The sequence below is a fragment of the Azospirillum sp. TSH20 genome (genome assembly GCF_003115935.1).
Classification (GTDB): domain Bacteria; phylum Pseudomonadota; class Alphaproteobacteria; order Azospirillales; family Azospirillaceae; genus Azospirillum.
This window is the reverse complement of sequence record NZ_LGQU01000055.1, coordinates 1-20,513: the sequence shown is the minus strand read 5'-3', so window position 1 is coordinate 20,513 and position 20,513 is coordinate 1. Positions and strand designations below refer to the sequence as shown.

The following is a 20,513-nucleotide window of genomic DNA, read 5'->3' as shown; positions in this document are numbered from 1 at the left end:
GAGCCAGGATCAAACTCTCAGGTTCAGATCGTGACCGAAGCCACGACTGACAGGACCGCCATAGCGATCTCCTGAAACGTCGATACTGTTACAGTTTCTCTGCTCAAAAGATGCACAGACGATCCTCGATTGTGCCGATCCCCATCGGGAACCCAGCACCCCAAGGCCGCAACGGCTACCAACTGCCGCCGCCTGCGCATCCCTTCTCGACTTCACGATCTACAATGTCCAAGATCCAGACCGATCACGACAGATTATCGACCGGTGAACCGGATCGATGCATCGTCATTTTGAGATCGGAGGAGCGCAAACCGACCGGTTCGCGCTGGCAGGCATCTTTTCTAGCTCTCTCGACCAATCGGGTCAAGCCCTTTTTTTTGGCCTCTCCACCAAAGCGTCGGCGGAGCAATGAGCGGAAACGACCCTGCCCCAATCCATCGGGGCCTCAACCACCAGCGCCTTCGCTTCCGCAGGGCCGCCGCCGGTCGAGGGCCGGGTATATACGCAGACACTTGAGGCTCGTCCAGTGCAAAATGCACCGTCTCGCAATTTTGCCGTACCCCTCCTGCCTCGGCAACAGGGCACCCCCGGCGGCAATTTGATGCCGTCCTGCGCCATCGCACTTGCGGGATGGGCGAGCGGGAGACGATACAGGGGCGCTCCTGCCCTTTCCCGATCCGGCCATGCACGACCCTACCCTTCTGCTCGACGTTCTGTTCCTGCTGCTGGCCGCGATCCTGGTGGTCCCGCTGTTCCAGGCCCTGCGCATTCCGGCGGTGCTGGGCTATCTCGTGGCGGGCGCGATGCTGGGTCCGCACACTCCGGGGCCGGTGGTCGATCTGGCGGTGCCCCAAGTGCTGTCAGAGTTCGGCGTCGTCTTCCTGCTGTTCGCCATCGGATTGGAATTGCCGGTCTCGCGCCTGCGCGCCATGCGGCATTACATCTTCGGGCTGGGACTGATGCAGGTCGGGCTGACCAGCGCCGCCATCGGCCTTGCCGCCTGGTGGCTCGGGCTGTCGCCGGAGGCCGCCCTGATCGTCGGCGGCATGCTGGCCTTCTCCTCCACCGCCACGGTGCTGAAACTGCTGGTCGAACGGGGCGAGACGGTCGCCCGCTTCGGCCGGATATCCGTTGCGGTGCTGATCTTCCAGGACCTCGCGGTCGTTCCACTGCTGACCCTGCTGCCGCTGCTGGCCGATCCGGATGCCAGCATTCCGCTGGCGCTGGCGCTCGCCGCGGCAAAGGCGGTGGCGGCGATCCTGGTCATCATGCTGCTGGGCCGCTTCGTCGTGCGGCCCGCTTATCGGTTCATCGCGTCGGCCGGCAATCCGGAGCTGTTCACCGCCACCAACCTGTTCGTGGTCCTGGCGGTCGGCTGGCTGACGGCGGAGGCCGGCATGTCAATGGCGCTGGGCGCCTTCCTGGCCGGCATGCTGCTGGCCGACACCGCTTACCGCCATCAGGTGGAGGCGGACATCGAGCCGTTCCGCGGGCTGCTGCTCGGGCTGTTCTTCATGACGGTGGGCATGTCGCTGGACCTGCCGGCCATGGCCGCCGAGGCGGAGACCATCGCGGCGCTGACCGCGGCCCTGCTGGTCGGCAAGAGCCTGCTGCTGTTCGTGCTGTGCCGGCTGTCGGGGCTTGGGCTGGCCACCTCGCTCAGGATCGGACTGCTGCTGTCGCAGGGCGGCGAGTTCGCCTTCGTGCTGATCGGCAAGGCGGTCGGACTGTCAGTTCTGGACGGTCATACCGGCCTGCTGCTGTCGTCCTCGGTGGCGCTCAGCATGGCGGTGACGCCGGCGATCGGCGCGGTCGCCCAACGCCTCACCCAATTGATCGAAGCGCGGATGGGTGCCGAAGCCTTCGGGATCGAGACCAGCGATCTGAAAAGCCATGTGCTGATCTGCGGCTATGGCCGCGTCGGCAAGGCGGTCGCCAAGCTGCTGACCGAGCACAACATCGCCTATGTGGCGCTGGACCTGGAGCCGCAGCGGATCGCCGCCGCCCGCCATGACGGGCTGCCGGTCTATTACGGCGACGCCAGCCAGGGAACCGTGCTGCGCGCCGCCGGGATCGAGCGGGCGCGGGCCGCCGTCATCACGCTGAACCGACCGGATGCCGCCCACCGCGCGGTGGAGGCGATCCATGCCACTGCCCCGAAGCTGCCGATCATCGCCCGCGCCCATGATCTGGGACAGAGCGCCACCCTGACAGGGGCCGGCGCAAGCGCGATCGTGCCGGAGACCATGGAGGCAAGCCTGCAACTGGCCGGTCTCGTCCTGCGCAGCGCCGGTGTCGATTCCGCCGCCATCGACCTCAGCCTGAAATCCTATCGGGACGGCAATTACCGCGCCTTGGCCGAGCGGAAAGTGGCTGAATAAAGGTCCTACCGCGCGAACACCCGGGCCCGGTCGATGTGGACGGCACAGCGGTCGCCGGCGACGATGCCGAGCGTGGCGAGGCGCTCGCGGTCCATCTCGGCTTCCAGCACCAGACCGGCGAGGTCGATGTCGATGCGGGCGTCCGGGCCGACGACATGGATGCCGGAAATGCGCGCCGGCCCCCCTGCGGCCGGAGTGATACCGAGATCGTGCGGGCGGACGTAGGCCACCGCCGGCCCCTGCACCCCGCCTTCGGTCGCAATGGCGAGCGCGCCGCCGCCGACGCGGGCGATGCCGCCGTCCACCGTGCAGTCGAGCCGGTTCACCTGTCCGAGGAACTCGTAGACGAAAGCGGAAGCCGGGTGATCGTAGACCTCCGCCGGGGTTCCGATCTGCTCGATCCGGCCCTGGTTCATCACCACCACGCGGTCGGCAAGCTCAAGCGCCTCCTCCTGGTCGTGGGTGACGAAGACGGAGGTGACGTGGATGTCGTCGTGCAGCTTGCGCAGCCAGCGCCGCAACTCCTTGCGGACCTTGGCGTCGAGCGCGCCGAAGGGTTCGTCGAGCAGCAGCACCTTCGGTTCGATGGCGAGCGCACGGGCGAGCGCGACGCGCTGGCGCTGGCCACCCGACAGCTGCGCCGGATAACGGCCGGCGAAGGGCGACAACTGCACCAGATCCAGCAGTTCGGTCACCCGCCGCCGGATTTCGGCGGAGCTTGGGCGTTGGCCGCGCGGTCGAACCTTCAGGCCGAAGGCGACGTTGTCGAACACGGTCATGTGGCGGAACAGGGCGTAATGCTGGAAGACGAAGCCGACCTGCCGGTCGCGAGGCTTCAGCCCCAGCGCCTCCTCCCCATTCAGCAGCAGGCCGCCGGCGTCGGGGCTTTCAAGCCCGGCCATGATGCGAAGCAGCGTGGTCTTGCCCGAGCCGGAGGGGCCGAGCAGGGCCAGAAGCTCTCCCGACCTCACCTCCAGATCGACGGAGTCGAGCGCGGTGAAGTCGTTGAAGCGCTTGGTGATGCCTGAAACCTGGATCGCCATGGATTGCGTTTCCTCTGCCTGCCGGCGATCAGTGCCGGGTCGCCGCCAGTTCGTCCCCGAAGCGCCACTCCAGCGCGGTCTTCACGACCAGCGTGACCAACGCCAGCATGGCCAGGAGCGAGGCGACCGCGAAGGCGGCGACGAAGTTGTATTCGTTGTAGAGAATCTCAACATGCAGCGGCATCGTGTTGGTCTCGCCCCGGATATGGCCGGAGACGACCGACACCGCGCCGAACTCGCCCATTGCGCGGGCGTTGCACAGCAGCACGCCGTAGAGAAGGCCCCATTTGATGTTGGGAATGGTCACCCGCCAGAAGGTCTGCCAGCCGGACGCGCCCAGCACCAGCGCGGCCTCCTCCTCGTCGGAGCCCTGTTCCTGCATCAGCGGGATCAGTTCGCGCGCCACGAAGGGAAAGGTGACGAAGATGGTGGCGAGCACCAGCCCCGGCACGGCGAAGATGATCTGGATGCCCATGTCGCGCAGATGGGCGCCGAACAGCCCGTTCAGGCCGAACAGCAAAACATAGATCAAGCCGGAGATCACCGGCGACACCGAGAACGGCAGGTCGATCAGCGTGATCAGCAGGTTCTTGCCGCGGAAATCGAACTTGGCGACGCACCAGGAGGCGGCGACGCCGAACAGCAGGTTGGCCGGCACAGAAATGGCGGCGACGATCAGCGTCAGCTCGATGGCGGCGACCGCGTCCGGTTCGGTCAGCGCCGCCCAATAGGCGTCGAAGCCGTGGCGCAGAGCCTCGACGAACACCGCCACCAAGGGGAGCAGGAGGAACAGCGCCAGGAACAGCAGGGCACCGCCGATCAGGAGGATGCGGACCCAGGCCGGTTCGGTCAGGGCCGACCGGGCGGGCGCCACCGCCACGGAGGCCGGGGCGGTCAAGCTGGTATCAGCGGGCATGGCGTGACCTCATCCATTGCTGGAGGAGATTGAGGATCAGGAGCATGACGAAGGACACCCCCAGCATCGCGGTGCCGACCGCGGCTGCCCCCGCATAATCGTACTGTTCCAGCTTGATGACGATCAGCAGCGGCAGGATTTCGGTCAGGCCCGGCATGTTGCCGGCGATGAAGATGACCGAGCCGTATTCACCGATACCGCGGGCGAAGGACAGTGCGAAGCCGGTCACCAGGGCCGGCAGAATCGCCGGGACGATGACGCTGCCGAAGGTCTGCAGACGCGACGCGCCGAGCGACGCCGCGGCCTCCTCCTCCTCCGGCGGCAGATCCTGGAGAATCGGCTGCACGGTGCGGACGACGAAGGGAAGCCCGATGAAGGTCAACGCGATGGCGATGCCGAGCGGCGTGAAGGCGACCTTCATACCGAACAGCTCGTTCAACGGCTTGCCCAGCCAGCCGTTCGGGGCATAGAGCGCGCTGAGCGCGATGCCGGCCACCGCCGTCGGCAGGGCGAAGGGCAGATCGACCAGCGCATCCACCAGCCGCTTGCCGGGAAAGTCGTAGCGCACCAGCACCCAGGCGACAAGAAAGCCGAAGATCGCATTGGTCAGCGCGGCGGCGAAGGACAGCCCGAAACTGACCTCGAAGGCAGCCAGCACCCGCGGCGTCGTCACCGCCGACCAGAAACCGCTCCAGCCGAGACCACTGGACCTGACGATCAGCGCCGCCAGCGGAACCAGCACGATGACGCTGAGATAGCTGACCGTGAAGCCCAGCGTCAGCCCGAAGCCGGGAAGGACGCTGGGCTTCCGGAAGAGGGGAACGGTGGCGCGGACCGTCACCGCGCCCCCCTTTCCTGCCAGAGCGGTGTCGCTGTCGGCAGCGGCGACCATGGGTCAACGGCCCTTCTGGAAGATCTGGTCGAAGACACCACCGTCCGAGAAGTGCTTCTGCTGTGCGGCACGCCAACCCCCGAATTGGTCGATGGTAACCAGCTTAACATTGGCAAAGCGTCCCGCATACTGGGCCGCCAGTTCCGGCGACCGTGGACGGTAGAAGTTCTTTGCGGCGATCTCCTGTCCTTCGCGGGTGTAGAGGAACTGGAGATAAGCCTCCGCCACCTTGCGGGTTCCCTTGCGGTCGACGACCTTGTCGACGACGGCGACCGGTGGTTCGGCGAGGATCGACAGGCTGGGAACCACGATCTCGAACTTGTCGGCGCCGAACTCCTGCAGCGACAGATAGGCCTCGTTCTCCCAGGCCAGCAGGACGTCGCCGATTTCACGCTGGGTGAAGGTCACGGTGGCGCCGCGGGCGCCGCTGTCCAGAACCGGGACGTTCTTCAGCAACTGCGCTACGAATTCCTTGGCCTTCGCCTCGTCGTTGCCGTTGGCCTGCATGGCGTAGGCCCAGGCCGCCAGATAGTTCCAGCGGGCGCCGCCCGAGGTCTTCGGGTTGGGGGTGATGACCTGGACGCCCGGCTTCACCAGATCGTTCCAGTCCTTGATCCCCTTCGGATTGCCCTTCTTCACCAGGAACACGATGGTCGAGGTGTAGGGGGAGCTGTTGTTCGGCAGGCGGCTTTGCCAGTCCTTCGGCAGCAGGCCGGCGTCGGCGATGGCGTCGATGTCATAGCCAAGCGCCAGGGTCACGATGTCGGCGTCCAGCCCGTCGATGACCGAGCGGGCCTGCTTGCCCGATCCACCATGCGACTGACGCACGGTCAGGACCCGGCCGGTTTCCGCCTGCCAGGTCTTGGCAAAGGCCTTGTTGAACTCGACGTAAAATTCCCTGGTTGGATCGTAGGACACGTTCAGCAGCGTATCCTTGGAATCTGCGGCGGCGACACCCAGCCAAGCCACCGTCAGACCGGCGGCGAGAAGAGTGAGACGACGAAGCGACATGGCAGTGACCTCCTTCGGTGGCTGCCGATTTCCACGATATCCTTTCGTGGTATATCCGGCGCTTTTTCTATCTCTCTCGTAGAGTTTGCATGCGGACGGCGTGCTTGGGAAGCGGTTTTTTGCATCCGGCTGCGGGAAAACCGCGCGCTGCCATCAACCCGTTGGCGTTACGGCGAAAAGTGGCTGGGGGAACTCCGTTCGGCATGGCGTGACCATTCCCGTGTCTGACGGGGGATCATGATCGGAACCGGCAACTTTGCCGGTCTTGCCCTGTTGAGTACCGACAGATCGACATTGTCAGGAGCAAACACGATGGCTGGCCCTTTCCGGAAAGTGGGCACTGAACTCCCGAAGGCCGGCACCTCGCGGGGCATGGGGCGCCCCGCCATGTGGAGCATTCTGGGTATTCTTGCGGTTCTGGCCCTGCTGCTGCTGTTCTTCCCGACCTGGTAACGGTGGCCGGCGGCGATGCTGGTCTATGGCGATCAGGAGGTTTGCGAAGACCCCCGCCGCCGGATCGCGAGGCTGCGGTGCGGCCTTGCCGGCGGCGCCATGGCCGCCCCTGGTCCGGAGCGGCACGGCGCCCTGGTGACGCTGTTCATCGAAGCGGCCGAACTGGCGCAGGGGCTGGCCGATTGGGAATTCTACGCCTCAGGCATGGATGACCGCACGCCCGTGCAGGATGCGGCCATGGCGGCGGTGATGGAGCTTGCCGCCGGCGTCGCCGCATCCTGGCTGTTAGGCGGGCGGGCGGCCGTTCCACCGGACACCGCCGATACTCTCGACGCGCTCGACCGGCTGTCCGCGCTGCCGCTGCCCGAGACGATCGGCATGCGCAGGGCCGAAGGCTATGCCTTCTACAGCCTCTACCCGGAAGCCTATCTGGAGGCGGCGGCGCGTCTGCCGCCGCGCTTTGCCGAATCGCCGGTGGTGATCGGACTGCGCAGCATCGGCACCGGGCTGGCGGCGATGGCGGCGGTTGCGCTGAAGGCGGCGGCGCCGGTGACGCTGCGGCCGGTCGGCCATCCCTTCCGGCGGGAACTGCGGCTGTCGGAGAGAGTGCGCGCCGCCTTGCTGGCGGATCCCGAGGCCGCCTATGTCATCGTGGACGAAGGACCGGGGCTGTCGGGCAGTTCCTTCGGCGCCGTGGCCGACTGGCTGGAGGCACAGGGGGTGGCGGCGGACCGGATCGCCTTCCTGCCCGGCCATGGCGGCGAGCTTGGCCCGCAATCCTCCGACCGCCACCGGCAGCGATGGGCAGAGGCGGTACGCCCGGTGGTCGGCTTCGACGACCTGTTCCGGTCCATGGATAGGCCGCTCCCGCCGCTGGAGCGATGGTTCGTGGACAGTCTCGGCCCACCCGTCGCACCGTTGGAGGATCTGTCGGGAGGCGGTTGGCGGCGGCTGTACGGCCGTTGCAATGGACTGCCGGCCAATCCGCAACAGGAGCGTCGCAAATTCCTGCTGCGCACAGCCACGGGATCATGGCTGCTGAAATTCGCCGGGCTGGGTAGTGCGGGGGAACAGGCGCTGGAGCGCGCCCGCGCCCTTCACGCGGCCGGCTTCACCGCGGAGCCGTCCACCCTGCGCCACGGCTTCCTTGCGGAACGCTGGCTGGAGGACGCACGCCCGCTGACGGAGGCGACACCGGATGCCGTGGAGCGCCTCGCCGGCTATCTGGCCTTCCGCGCCCAACGCTTCCCCGCTCCGTCCGGGTCGGGCGCCGCCCTGACGGAACTGTTGACGATGGCGCGCACCAACATCGGCGAAGCGTTGGGCGACGGCGCCGCAACGGTGCTGGAATGCTGGACGGCCGACCGGCTGGCCGAACTGGACGCGGGCCTGCGCCGGGTCGTCACCGACAACCGCCTGCACCGCTGGGAATGGCTGCGGCTGTCCGACGGACGGCTGATGAAGAGCGATGCGCTGGACCATGCCTTCGCCCATGACCTGATCGGCTGCCAGGACATCGCCTGGGACGTGGCCAGCGGCATCGTGGAGTTCGACCTGTCGGACATGCAGGCCGAGGCCCTGTGTCGCTTGGTCGAAGTGGTCGTGCCGCTCGACCGCGGGCTGCTGGCCTTCTGCATTCCCTGCTACATCGCCTTCCAGATCGGCTATTGGACCTTCGCAACCGGCAGCGCCCCCTCCGCAGCCGACGAACGCCGCCGATACGAGGAGCGGTGGCTGCAAATCCGCTCGCCGTTGGAAGACGCGGGGATGATGACGTTGACACCCGGTGGCGTCACTCCTATGGGTGGAAACGGATGCTGACCGAGTCCCGCCCGTCGAGGCGCCGCCGGCTGTCGTCGTGCCAACCGGGACCGTTCGAACGATGCATGCCTCCGACCTCCACGCCACCACGCTCACCGACCTGATCGCCCGGCTGCACGGTCCGGCCGGCACCGGGGAGGCCTTGAAGGAAATCTCGGAAAGCTGCGAAGCCGCGAGGGCGACAGGGCTGGGCGGCGATGCCGGGGCGATGGAGGCGCTGGACGCCGCGACCGCCAACCTGGACCCGATCCTGCGGGAATCGGCCCTGGCTGCCGTGTCCGGCGACCTGCGGCGATACCTGCGCATTCTGGACATGCTGGACAATGTGCTGGATCTGGCGTCGCTGGAGGGGATGAACCAGATCTACTGGTCCATGCAGCGCCAGCTTTTCCTGATGCGCATGGACATGGCGTCCGTGCCCGATTTCGTCACGGAGCACCTGTTTGCCTTCTACGAGCGCTTCCTGCGGCAGATCGCGTTGCGTCTGGGGCTGAGCCCGGCGGCAAGGCAGGCGGGGATGCCCGAGACCGGACGGGTCCTCATCGTGACGAACCAGTTCCTGTCAGCCGAACACCAGCCGTCGCGCGACCTGCTGCTGCTGGCGGTACGGTTGCAGCGCGACCTTGGCAGGACGGTTCTGGTGCTCAACACCAACATGATGCCGGACCGCTATTACAGCCCCTTCATCCCGCCCTTCGCCGCCGCGCTGGAAGAGAGGCTGGCGGGGGAGCAGACGATCCGCTGCGGCGGCGAACGGATCCGCATGCTGTCGTCCACCGCGCCCGGTGTCACCGCGGAAAAGCTGGGCGGTTTCCTGTCGGCGGTGGAGGCGTTCGATCCCGATCTGGCGATCGCCTTCGGCGGCTCGGTGATCGTCGCCGACCTGCTGGAATGCGCGCGTCCGCTGATGTGCATCCCGACGACCAGCGGGCGGATCGTTTCGCTTGCCGACATCGTGCTTGATTTCGGCGGCCATGCGCCGCCGGCCGGCCATGGGCGGCTCGCCCGGTCCTGGCGCCCGTCGCGCTTCGGCCTGTCGCTGCGCCGCACCGGGGATACCGCGACGCGCGCCGAATTCTCTCTGCCGGACTCCGCGTTCGTCTGTGTCGTGGTCGGCAACCGCCTGGATGCCGAGGCTGACGGCGCGTTCCTGGAGCTGCTGGGGCGGATTCTGGACGCCGTGCCGCAGGCGCTGGTGCTGTTCGCCGGCGGGGTGGAGAGTTTGCCCGGACGGCTGGCCCTGGACGGGCATGCCGGGCAGCTGCGCAGCCTCGGCCATGTCGACCGGATGGAGGCGCTGATGTCGGTCTGCGATCTGTTCGTCAATCCGCGCCGCACCGGCGGCGGAGCGGGGGCGGCGCAGGCGATGGCGGGCGGCGTGCCGGTGCTGTCCTTCGACGGTGGAGACGTCGCCAGCGTGGCCGGCCCCTCCTTCCTGGTGGCCGACGACGCGGCCTTCGTCGCCCGTGCCGCCGCCCTGGCCGGCGATCCGGCGCTGCTTGCCGAAGCGCGGCAGCAGGCCCGCGCCCGCATCGCCGCGGTGGAGCGGGAAGGCGCCGACAACGCGCAGCTCTCCGCCTACATGGTCGAGGCGGCCGGCCTGTTCGCGGCGCGGAGATAGCGCATGCGCTTCCTGCTCTGCGGACAGGGCACATCGGAAATCCTGTGGTCGATCCACGCCGCCCTGGTCGATCTGGGGCACGAGTCCGTGCTGGCGCTGCCCGACATCTCGCAGGATGTGATCGACCGCCGCATCGACGTCCTGTTCGTGCTGAATCTGTTCGAGATTCCCAGGCCGACGGTGGAGATGCTGCGCGCCTACATCGCACAGTTCGGCGGCCAGCCGGGCAAGGGGCCGGCCATCGTCCACATCTGCCTGAAGCACCCGCTGGAGGAGATCGGCGCCGGCACGGCGGAGCAGATCCGCGACGCCGACCGCTGGATGGCCGACAACGACGTGTCCATGTGGTGCATGTGCCAGGGGTCGGCGGAGCAGGCCGTCCGCCTGGGGCTGAGCCGGGTCTTCCACGAGCCGCTGGGGGTTCATCGGTCGATCTGCACCGCTCCGGCAGCGGACGGGACCGTGGACCTCTACAAGCGCTGGATGGCGCAGGACACGCCCGGACTCCGGCACCACCCCTATGCCGCGATGAAGGGGCATTCGGACGCCGGGGCCGAAGCGTCGGTGCGCGACCGTTTCCTCTATCTGGGGCAGGGTTGGCCGGAGCATCTGGAATCCGGACGCGCCCCGGATTCCCCGGCGATCCGGCGCGATGCGGAGACGGTGGCCGCGGCGATGATGGAACGGCCGATGCTGCACCGGCTGCAGGCCATGGATGGCTGCGGGCTGACCGACCGGTCGGCGGATCCGGCCTGGACCCTGGAGTTCAACCGGGCCTTCACCATCGCCTTCGCGGTGGAGAACCGGCGCCGCTTCGCCAGCGCGCTGCGCCGCGGCTTCGGCGAGGGATTCTCGCTGTGGGGCAATGGCTGGGAGCGGTTCGGCCTCGATGCCGGTCCGGTGTCGGCGGCACCGCGCAACGCCTACCCCACCGCGGCGGCCTGCCTGGATTTCGGCAGCCTCGCCTACGACACGGCGATCTTCCCGAGGACGCTGGAGATCGTCAAACGGAACGGGCTGCTGGTGAGCTGGCGCCACGCCGACACCGCCCTGCTGTTCGGCCCATACGAGGATCAGCTGACCTTCACCGGAGAGGACGACGCGGTGCGCCTGCTCTCCACGCTGGCCGGCGACGCCGACCGCCGCGCGAGGCTGCGGTCGGCGTATCTGGAGCATTGCTTCGACGCCCTGGCACTGACCGCCATCCTGCCGCGGGTCATCACACGCGCCTGCGGCTGACCGAGCCTATCCCCGCTTTCGCCGCTGCGCCTTGCGGACGATCGCCTCGATGCAGTCAAGCACGCGGGCCGCGTTGGCGAGGCGCCCATCGGCGTCCGGCGCCTCCAGCGCGGCGGACAGCCGGTCGTCCTGGGCGCGCAGGAAGCCCTTGGAGCGTTTCGCCAGCGTCGCCGCCTTTGCCGCGGCGCGGTCGCCCCGCAGGGTGACGGCGACGCCCGCCGGGCCGCAGCCGAGCGATGCAATGCCCAATGCCCGGCAACGGCAGCGCAGGTCGGCGATGGCCAGCAGCCGCTCCACCGGGGCCGGCAGCGGACCGAAGCGGTCCTCCATCTCCTCGCGCAGGGCGTCCAACTCGCCCGCCTCGCGGGTGCGGGCGATGCGGCGGTGCAGGCCGATGCGCAGTTCCTCCTCCGGGATGTAGGCGGACGGGATGCAGTGCGGCACCGCAACCGTCACCTCCGGGTCCCAGCGGTCGTCGGGCTGGCGGCGCAGCGTCCGCAGGGCATCGGCCAGGATGCGCTGGTAAAGTTCGGTTCCCACCGCGCGCAGATGGCCGCTCTGGTCCTCGCCCAGCAGGTCGCCCGCCCCGCGCTGGTCGAGGTCGAGCATGCTCAGCACGAAGCCGCCGCCCAAACTCTCGATCACCTCCAGCGAGCCGAGCCGGCGGGCCGCCCGCTCCTCCAGCGGGTGGTCCGGGTCGGTCAGCAGATAGGCGTAGCCCTGCACCGCACCCCGCCCGACCCGGCCGCGCAGCTGGTGCAGCTGGCCCAGCCCGAACAGGTCGGGGCGGAACAGCAGCAGCGTGTTGGCGCGCGGGATGTCGATGCCGGATTCGATGATCGGCGTCGCCAGCAGGATGTCGCTCTCGCCATCGACGAAGCCCATCACCGCATCGTCCAGCGCCGCCGCCCCCAGCCGGCCATGCGCCACCGCGATGCGGGCCGACGGCGCCAGCTCGCGGATCCACGCCTCCAGCCCGCCGAGGTCGGCGATGCGCGGAGCAACGCAGAAAGCCTGCCCGCCGCGCCCCAGTTCGCGCAGCAGGGCGGCGCGGGCGGTGGCGGGGTCGCGCGGAGTGACGGCGGTGCGCACCGGCCGGCGGCGGGCCGGCGGGGTATCGATGATGCTGAGCCCGCGCAGGCCGGCCAGGGCGCCCTGCAGGGTGCGCGGGATCGGCGTGGCGCTGAGCGCCAGACTGTGGACGCCCTTGGTCCGCCGCTTCAGCGCCTGCTTCTGGGCGGCGCCGAAGCGCTGTTCCTCATCCACCACCATCAGGCCGAGACGGTCGAACCGGACGTCCTTGGACAGCAGCGCATGGGTGCCGATGACGATGTCGACCGACCCGTCGGCCAGCCCGGCGCGCACCCGGTCGGCCTCGGCCTTGGTCATGGCGCCGGTCAGCGGCTCCACCGTCACGCCAAAGCCGGCGAAGCGGCGGCGGAACACGTCCAGATGCTGGCGGGCGAGGACGGAGGTCGGGGCCATCACCGCCACCTGATGGCCGGCAAAGGCGACGGCCGCCGCCGCGCGCAAGGCCACCTCGGTCTTGCCGTACCCGACATCGGCGCAGACCAGATGGTCCATCGGATGGCCCTGGCGCATGGCGTCGAGCACCGCTTGGACGGCGCGCCGCTGCCCCTCGGTGGGGTCGAAGCCGAAGCGGGCGCCGAAGCGGCGCATGCGGTCGGCCGGCGGGTCGATGACCGGAGCCACTTCGCGGGCGCGGCGGCGGGCCTCGCGCAGGATGCCCTTGGCGGTCTCGGCAATCTCCGCCTCCAGCACGGCGCGGCGTTCCAGCCAATGGGCGTTCTTCAGGCTGTCGAGTTTCGCCCCGGTGTCGGCCGAGCCATGGCGCCACAGCCGGTCGAAATCGGCGGTCGGCACCAGCAGCCGGTCGTCATGGGCATAGTCCAACACCAGGAAATCGGCGGCCGAGTCCTCCTTGTCGCCATCGGCGGCGGCGATGGTTTCCAGTCCGATCAGGCGGCCGATGCCATAGTCGAGATGCACGACGAAGTCTCCGGTCGCCAGCTCCGACGGGGCCAGCGGCGGCCGGGTCGGCGTCGCGCCACCGCCATCCTCGCCGTGGCGTGGCGCCACCAGTACCGTCATGCCGTCGCAGACGAAACCGTCGGCCATCCGCAACGGCAGCACGGCACAGTCGCCCGCCGCCAGCGGCGGATCGGGCCAGCGGTCCAGCCGCGGCACCGGACGCCCCAACACCGCAGAGGCGCGCTCCGCCAATCGGTCGGCCTCGCCGGACCCCGTGCCGGATCGGGCGGCGAGCAGCACGGCCCTGCCCTCGCCGGCCAAGGCTGCAGCGCGCCGCAGCAGCGTGCGTTCGGTTCGCGCCGCTTCCACGGGAGGACCGGCCTTCACCTCGACCGGCAGCACGGAGCGGGCGGCCAGTTTCTTCTCCAGCGCATCGGCATCGATCAGCCGGCGTTCCAGTGCCGGGACCGGCAGCAGGCAGGAATCGTCGCGGCGGATGCGCCGGTCCAGACCGGCTTCTGCCAGATCCTCGGCCCGCGCCTCGATGCGGTCGCGCGCGCCGGCATCCATCACGACCACCGCATCCGGCAGCAGGTCCAGCAGCAGTGGACAGTCGTCGAAGACATTGGGTAGCTGAAGGTCGAAGCCGTAGGGTCGCCGGCCCTCCTCCAACTGCCGCCGCAGATTGTCCGGCAGGGCGGACCCCAATCCGGTAAGGCATGCGGCCAGCCGGTCGAGCATCTCCGGCCCGACGATCAGGTCGGTTACCGGACCCAATGTGATTCCGTCGATGGTTTCGGTCGACCGCTGGGACACCGGATCGTAGAGGCGCAGGTCGCGCACGATGCCGTCGGCGATGTCGCAGCGGATCGGGCGGTCGCAGTCACCGGGGAAGACCTCCACCACCGCGCCGCGGATCGCCACCTCGCCGGGTTCATCCACCCGGTCGTCCAGCACATAGCCGGTGCGGGCGAACCAGCCGCGCCACGCCGCCTCGTCATAGGCCATGCCCCGCGTCAGGCGGAAGCGTCCGCCCGCCCAAGCCTGTGGCGGCGGCAACCGTTGCAGTGCCAGATCGGCCGAAGCCACCACCAGTCGCCCGGACGCCGGGGCTTCCCCTTCCGCCAGTCGCATCAGGCCGGCGGCACGGCGGCCCAGCACAGCCCGCGATGGCGCGGCACGGTCACCGGCGGCGGTTTCGTCGATCGGGAGCAGGACAGTGTCGAGATCGGGGAACAGGTCACCCACCAACCGCGCCAGCCGGGTGGCGCGCGCGTCGCTGCGGGCGAGCAGCAGGACACCGCCGGGCCGGCGGGCGAGCGCGGCCAGCCGAATGGCCAGTTCGCCTTCGCTCTGCACGGATAATGTGGCGGGAGACGACGCCGGAACCGGGGGCGGCGTGTCGGGCGACGGATCGGCGACGGGGACTCCGTCAAGCATGATGGGCGTACATGGTGGGCAGGCTCCGGTCGTTGGCTCCGCGCACCCCTCGGGAGGAGGGACGGCGGGGCTGCGGAGGTTCAACACCGCCGGGTCCCCCGCGGTTGCCTACCCTTCAGTCTAGCGGAACTTTCCGGTTCAGTGCAGCACCAGCCAGCCGACCAGAACCGCCAGGAAGGCGCCGGCCGTCGACCCCAGCACGGTCAGCAGCGGCGACCAGCCCGCTCCGCCCGTCATTTCCGCCGATGCGCTGTCCAGGCCGCGCAGGCTCTGGTCCATCCGCATCAGGAACACTTCCAGCCCGCTGACCCGCTCCGTCAGTTCGCGCAAGGACCCGGCCAGGGAATCGGTTCGCTCGCCCTGGGCCTTTTCCAGACGGGAGGCGTCGGCGCGCAGGGCCGTCACCCCCTCGCCCGCATCGCGCAGCAGGCGGCCGATGGCCTGCTGGGCGGCGGCAAGCTGGCGCTGGTCGCGGCGGACCGCATCGAGCCGCTCGCCGATGCGCTGCAGATGCGGCGCCAGCAACCGGTCGAGCCGCTGGTCCTCCGGGTTTGGCTGTGCAAAGGTCGCGGTCTCGCCGGTGGAGGGCGAGCGCACCACCGCCACCACCCGCGAGGGGTCCGCCCCCTCCGGCAAGGTCACCTCCGCCTCGAAGGCATGGGCACCGTCGCCGATGCCGCCGTCGACGAGATCGGGCCGCGGCCGGTCGGCCGCCACCCGCGCCAGCGTTTCCGGCGGCCCGCCGTCCCGCTCCAGCCGCAACTCGACCTCCAGCCGGTCGGCCGGATGGTTGCCGTCCCACGCCCAGCCGAACACCCGGCCACCCTGCAGGGCGTCGATGTGACCGACGATGGCCGCCGCTTGCGGTGCGTCGATGGGATCGGCCACGGGGGTGGTCTCGCGAAGCTCGACGATCTTGGCGGTGGCGGACATTGGACCGGCTTCCGGTTGTTGGGCTGGACAGGGCGCTTGCGCTTACGCCGCCTTGCGGTCGGTGGCGCGGCGCAGGGTGTGGCTGGGCATGCGGTGGGGGACGTAGTTCTCGTCCAGGAATTCCCGCATGTCGCGATAGCGCTGGTAGTAGGTGCGGTTGAACTTCTCGAACAGGCTTTGGTCCCAATATTCCTCAAGGACGAAGGGCTTGTCCGAATAGACGTTGTAGCAGGGGATCGCGAAGGTCTCCGCGAACTCCGCCGTGCGGCTGTCGTAGCTGAAGTAAACCGACGGCGTGGCGTTCGACAGAGCCATCAGGTTGCCGTGCAGGCGATAGCCCAGCACGAGGTCCTTCGACCGCACGAGGTTCTCATAGTCGGCAACGACGTCCGAGTACCACAGACGCTCGCGGTACAGCGCATCCATCTCGTCGTCGAAATACCATTGCTTCAGCCAAGCGCTGTCATGCAGGTGCGTCCAGGCCTCCGCCTTCTGCTCCTCGGTGCCCCACAGCAGCTTCTTCTCCTCCACCTCGCCCTGCATCATCAGCACGGTGTCGAAGCGGCGGGAGATGTCCTTCACGAAGTCGCGGTGGCGCTCCAGATACTTGCGCACGTCCGGCGAATAATGCTTGGAGACCTCGCGGCGCATGGTGATGCCGACCTTGCGCACGCTGTCGAGCGCCGGCAGGTCGATGCGCAGTTCCGGGTCGCGGTTGCGGAAGGCGGTCGGGCAGCCGACGATGCGGGTGTTCTTGATGCCCAGGTCCCACAGCACTTCGGCGGTGTAGGTGCCGCGAACGCCCAGCGTCGTCGACTTGTCGGCGATCATCCGCCAGATGCGCTTGCTTTCCTCGGTCAGCGTCAGCTTGCCGGTGGCCGGCGCCTGGGCGCCGACGCCGAAGGCGATGACGGGAATGCGCAGCTTCGCCAGCACCTGGATGGTCGCCGCCGGCCAGTCCATCGAATCGTGGATGTAGTTGCTGCCGCGCAGGAAGACGTAGTCGTATTCCGCGTTGATCCGGTCGACGACCTCCTGCCGGAACTCGCGAATCTCCAGCACGTCCAGCTTGTCGTAGGTCAGCAGCTTCAACGAGGAGTCGAAGACGAACGCGTCACCGATGTTGTGATAGTGATCGATGCTGCGCTGAATGTCCTGGTAGCTGTACCAACGCACGCAGTCGTGATCGTAGACTTCGCCCGACGGAATCATGACGAGGATGTTGGCCACGGCGGCTCTCCCTGGGTTGGGCGATAATAGGGGCGGATATTGCCCGGATCACCGCCGGGCTAAATCGAATCTTCGCACTGGACCTATGCTATAGGCCCCGCGATTTTCGATCCGACATTACCAATATGTTCGGCGTTCTGCAGAATGAAATCTTCTCGATATTCGAAAATATCACAGCACATTCCAACTTTCCCTTATCACGCCCGCTGCGCCACCGCGCGCTCAGGCATCGAGGGCGCGGCGCCGCCGGCGGCCAGCAGCGCGTCGAACACCTCCGAGTGCTGGCGCGCGCACTCGGCGCGGTCGATGGGGCGGCGGATGCGCAGGCGCAGGCGGTCCCACAGGTCCGGCGTGGTCAACGCCTCCGTCATGCGGTCCACCAGATCCTCGACGCTGCCGTTGCGGAAATGCAGGCCGTCGACGCCGTGGGTCACCTTCTCCGCCATGCCGCCGATGTTGCTGGCGATGATCGGGCGGCCATGCAGGAAGGCCTCCTGGATGACGACGGGGGAGTTCTCCCACCAGATCGACGGGATGATCATCCAATCGACGTCCTTCATCAGGCCCGGCAGCTCGGCCGAGCGGTAGCTGCCGTAGAAGCGCACCCGGTCGCCGGCCTTCTCCACCGCATCGTTGAAGCGCTTCTGATAGGCTTCCGGCTGGCGTTCCAGGTTGCCGCCGAAGATCATCAGCGCGCCGTCCTCGCCCCAGGCCTTCTCGGAGATACGCGACACCGCCTCCACCAGCAGATGGGCGCCCTTGAACTCGGTCAGCTGGCCGAAGAAGGCGAAGCGGTTGCGCTTGCCGGCCCGGGTGACCGGACGCGGCGGGGCGATGCCCTCGATGGTCAGGCCGTTCTCGATCATGCGGAACTTCTCGCGCGGCAGCCCCCAATCGACATAGCGGTCGATCAGGAAGTTCGACGGGCTGATGTAGAAGTCGGCCTGTTCGAGGAAGGTCTTCAGGAACAGCTCGCGCTTGAAGAACTCGGCCTCGCCGATGTGGGGGAAGCAGCCGGCGCAGTCGGCCGGGCTGGCGCGGTAGCACAGGGCGTTGCGGCTGGTCTTCACCATCTGGCCGTGGTGGTGGCAGATCGACAGGTATTCATGCAGCGTCACCACGATGGGCACGCGCGGCAGCGCCTGGCGCACCGCCTGGATGGTCTCGATCCCCAGCCCGAGGAAGTGGTGGAAGTTCACCACGTCCGGCTGCAGGTCGCGGACATAGCGGACGAAGTCCTTCTCCAGCCCCGGCAGGTTGCGGTTGGACAGGCGGAAATGGTCGTAGTCGTTGGCGTAATACAGCACCTCCCGCTCCTTCTGGCGTAGCGCCATCAGGGCGGAGCCGCGATGCTGGGCGATGGGCGGGGCCACGCGGGCCAGATAATGGCTTTCCCAGCCCGGCAGGTCGTGCAGGCCGTTGTGCAGGTTGTAGGAGGCGACCTCACCCCCGCCCAGCGAGAAGGAGGGGTGGCCATGGCTGATGATCAGCGCGCGCTTGGTCTTGCTCATCGTGTGACCGTTTGTCCGAGGCTGGGGGAGAAGTGGTTGTGTCGCTTGCCCCCACCCCAACCCTCCCCCGCTGGGCGGGGGAGGGGGACAGGAGCTTTGTCGGCGTTCAGCGGCAGTCCCTCCCCCGCCCAGCTCTCGCACAAAGCTTCGCTTTGTGCTGACGCGGCAGGCGAACCGGAGGTCCGCTGAGAGCGGGGGAGGTTAGGTGGGGGCAATAACTCAGGCCGCGATCGACGCCTTCCAGCGCTCCGCGAAGCTCCATTCGTCGACCAGCGCGCTCATGCGCTCCAGCCTGGGGTCGCGGGCAGTGCGGGACTGTTCGTCGACGGCCACCAATCGAACCTTCGGCAGCCACAGACACGACCCGCCGGCCGCCCGAACCCGCAGGCACAGGTCCAGGCCTTTCGGCTCCGACCCGAGATAGCGGCCGCCGTCGGCCATCACCCGCACCAGCAGTTCGCGCGGCAGCAACGCGCAGTCGGCCGAGGCGGCATCGACCGCCGACGCCTCCTGCTCCTTCAGCCAGTCGCGCGGATATCCGGCGAAGCGGCGCTCGTAGGTGACCATGCCGTCCGGACCCTCAACCGCGACGATGCCGGCGAAGCGGACCGAATGATCCTCGTACAGCAGGGTCGGGCTGGCCATCACCGGCGCCAGCGCGGCGGAACCCACGGCGTTCGGCTTGCGGATCGCGCGCTCCAGCGCCGACAGCCAGCCGCGCTCGGTCGGCAGCACCGACGGCGACAGCAGCAGGACACGGTCGGCGCGGACATGCGGCAGGGCCGCTGCGACCGCCTCGAACGGATCGGCGGCGCCGGGTGCGGCGACGAAGCCGACCGAGAGACGATAGAAGCCGGCGGCCTGCCGGACCATGCCGGCCAGCCGCTCATGCGTGCCGGTGCCGGCCACCACCAGGATTTCCGCCTCGGCGAAGTCCGGGTCGTTGGCCATGCGGGCGAGGTTCAGGTCGACATCCTCGCGCCCGTCGCAGACCGGCAGGACCACCGACACGCGCGGGCTCTTCAGGGCGCGGCCCATCGGGTGCAGGACGGAGGACGGAGCCGCCTGCGACGCCGCCGCGGTGCGCAGCATCGGCCCCAGATGGGTGGCGACGACGCGGTCGATGGAGGGGCTGTCGGGATTGACCGCCCCCAGCATGCGGCGCAGTGCATCACCGCTCGGCGGCTGGCAGGGCAGCGGCAGGAAGGCGATGCCGTCGGCCAGCGTCAGTTCCAGATGGAACTCGGCGTCGGCGGCGATGCCGGCCGGTTCGCGGGCGAAGGCGGTGAAGCCGTGGGAGTCGTTGCCCGGAGCCAAGCGGCCGGCGAACAGCGGGTCGTGGGCGAAGGCGTCGGACACGTCCTTGCGGGACAGCCGCGACCAATCGGTGTCCAGCCGCGCCGTCACGCTGGCGCCCTTTACCGTCACCGCGCGGACCGCCTGGGTGGGGTCAAGCAGCCAGCCGCAGACGAACAGCCCGGCCCCCGGAACCCGCACCGCCATGTCCAGCCCCATACGCACCGGAGCCTGGATCTGCGACACCGTCTCCACCCCATTGTAACGGGCGGCGATGGCGGCGGCGACACCGCGGCGGGCGGCATCGCCCTGCAATTGCCCCAGCATGTCGCGGGCGTGGGCGGAGGCGACACCGTCGGCCAGCAACTGCCGGTGCTCGAAAATCGCCAGATGACGCCAGCCGTCGGCGGCGCGGAAATGGATGCGGCGGATGGTGTCCGGCGCGGCGACCGGGCCTTCCAGAACGGTCAGCAGACCGGAGGCATCGTCGGGCAGGTCCGGGCGGTGGAAGGGCGCGGCGGCGCTGGCATGGGGGCGCAGATCGTCGGCCTCGACCAGCACAGGAGCAGTGCCGGCCGGAAAGCCGTGCGACCAGCCCTGCACCATCAGCGCACCGTCGCGGAAGCGTCCCAGCACCTCGGCGAAGCCATCGGGGCGGGAGGCCTCCTGCGCCAGACCGGACAGCAGGCGGGTGCGGCGGGCGCCCCCCCCCCCCCCCCCCCCCCCCCCCTCCC

At 68.7% G+C, this 20,513-nt stretch carries 14 protein-coding genes; 5 read left to right on the top strand and 9 right to left on the bottom strand.

Going from position 1 to position 20,513, the window contains the following annotated elements; genetic code table 11:
- Positions 1-683: 683 nt before the first annotated feature.
- On the top strand, positions 684-2,381 hold the full coding sequence (locus tag TSH20_RS16315; RefSeq protein ID WP_109075736.1) for a monovalent cation:proton antiporter-2 (CPA2) family protein: 1,698 nt from the start codon (positions 684-686) through the stop codon (positions 2,379-2,381).
- 5 nt (positions 2,382-2,386) lie between these two features.
- On the opposite strand, the gene TSH20_RS16310 is transcribed toward TSH20_RS16315, so the two are convergent.
- The 4 genes from TSH20_RS16310 to TSH20_RS16295 are packed head-to-tail and all read right to left on the bottom strand — an operon-like array spanning position 2,387 to position 6,243.
- Positions 2,387-3,424, bottom strand: coding sequence for a sulfate ABC transporter ATP-binding protein (locus tag TSH20_RS16310; protein WP_109075735.1), 1,038 nt, complete (start codon positions 3,422-3,424; stop codon positions 2,387-2,389).
- 28 nt (positions 3,425-3,452) lie between these two features.
- On the bottom strand, positions 3,453-4,340 hold the full coding sequence (cysW, locus tag TSH20_RS16305) for a sulfate ABC transporter permease subunit CysW (RefSeq protein WP_109075734.1): 888 nt from the start codon (positions 4,338-4,340) through the stop codon (positions 3,453-3,455).
- On the bottom strand, positions 4,330-5,232 hold the full coding sequence (cysT, locus tag TSH20_RS16300) for a sulfate ABC transporter permease subunit CysT (RefSeq protein ID WP_109075733.1): 903 nt from the start codon (positions 5,230-5,232) through the stop codon (positions 4,330-4,332). Before cysT ends, cysW begins: the two co-directional genes overlap by 11 nt.
- A gap of 3 nt (positions 5,233-5,235) precedes the next feature.
- The gene (locus TSH20_RS16295) at positions 5,236-6,243 is read right to left on the bottom strand and encodes a sulfate ABC transporter substrate-binding protein (RefSeq protein WP_109075732.1); all 1,008 of its coding nucleotides are present in this window, start codon (positions 6,241-6,243) and stop codon (positions 5,236-5,238) included.
- Positions 6,244-6,480: 237 nt separating this feature from the next.
- Between TSH20_RS16295 and TSH20_RS34655 the strand changes: the two genes are divergently transcribed.
- From TSH20_RS34655 to TSH20_RS16280, 4 genes are all read left to right on the top strand, one after another.
- A complete protein-coding gene (locus tag TSH20_RS34655; protein WP_136703772.1) occupies positions 6,481-6,696 on the top strand; it encodes a hypothetical protein in 216 nt (71 codons plus the stop codon).
- Positions 6,697-6,795: 99 nt separating this feature from the next.
- Positions 6,796-8,517, top strand: a complete 1,722-nt coding sequence (locus TSH20_RS16290; RefSeq protein WP_199232437.1) for a hypothetical protein — start codon at positions 6,796-6,798, stop codon at positions 8,515-8,517.
- Between the two features lie 61 nt (positions 8,518-8,578).
- Positions 8,579-10,138, top strand: a complete 1,560-nt coding sequence (locus tag TSH20_RS16285; protein WP_109075731.1) for a glycosyltransferase — start codon at positions 8,579-8,581, stop codon at positions 10,136-10,138.
- A gap of 3 nt (positions 10,139-10,141) precedes the next feature.
- The gene (locus tag TSH20_RS16280) at positions 10,142-11,377 is read left to right on the top strand and encodes a hypothetical protein (RefSeq protein WP_109075730.1); all 1,236 of its coding nucleotides are present in this window, start codon (positions 10,142-10,144) and stop codon (positions 11,375-11,377) included.
- A gap of 6 nt (positions 11,378-11,383) precedes the next feature.
- On the opposite strand, the gene TSH20_RS16275 is transcribed toward TSH20_RS16280, so the two are convergent.
- The 5 genes from TSH20_RS16275 to TSH20_RS16255 all read right to left on the bottom strand — a co-directional run.
- On the bottom strand, positions 11,384-14,809 hold the full coding sequence (locus TSH20_RS16275; RefSeq protein ID WP_109075729.1) for a DEAD/DEAH box helicase: 3,426 nt from the start codon (positions 14,807-14,809) through the stop codon (positions 11,384-11,386).
- Positions 14,810-14,947: 138 nt separating this feature from the next.
- Positions 14,948-15,742, bottom strand: a complete 795-nt coding sequence (locus TSH20_RS16270) for a hypothetical protein (protein WP_109075728.1) — start codon at positions 15,740-15,742, stop codon at positions 14,948-14,950.
- Positions 15,743-15,784: 42 nt separating this feature from the next.
- Positions 15,785-16,972: a polysaccharide pyruvyl transferase family protein gene (locus tag TSH20_RS16265; RefSeq protein ID WP_109075727.1), complete on the bottom strand. Its 1,188-nt coding sequence runs from the start codon at positions 16,970-16,972 to the stop codon at positions 15,785-15,787.
- Positions 16,973-17,169: 197 nt separating this feature from the next.
- On the bottom strand, positions 17,170-18,483 hold the full coding sequence (locus TSH20_RS16260; protein ID WP_109075726.1) for a glycosyltransferase family 4 protein: 1,314 nt from the start codon (positions 18,481-18,483) through the stop codon (positions 17,170-17,172).
- Between the two features lie 219 nt (positions 18,484-18,702).
- Positions 18,703-20,513, bottom strand: a 1,811-nt coding sequence (locus TSH20_RS16255) for a hypothetical protein (protein WP_109075725.1), incomplete at its 5' end; no start/stop codon positions are given.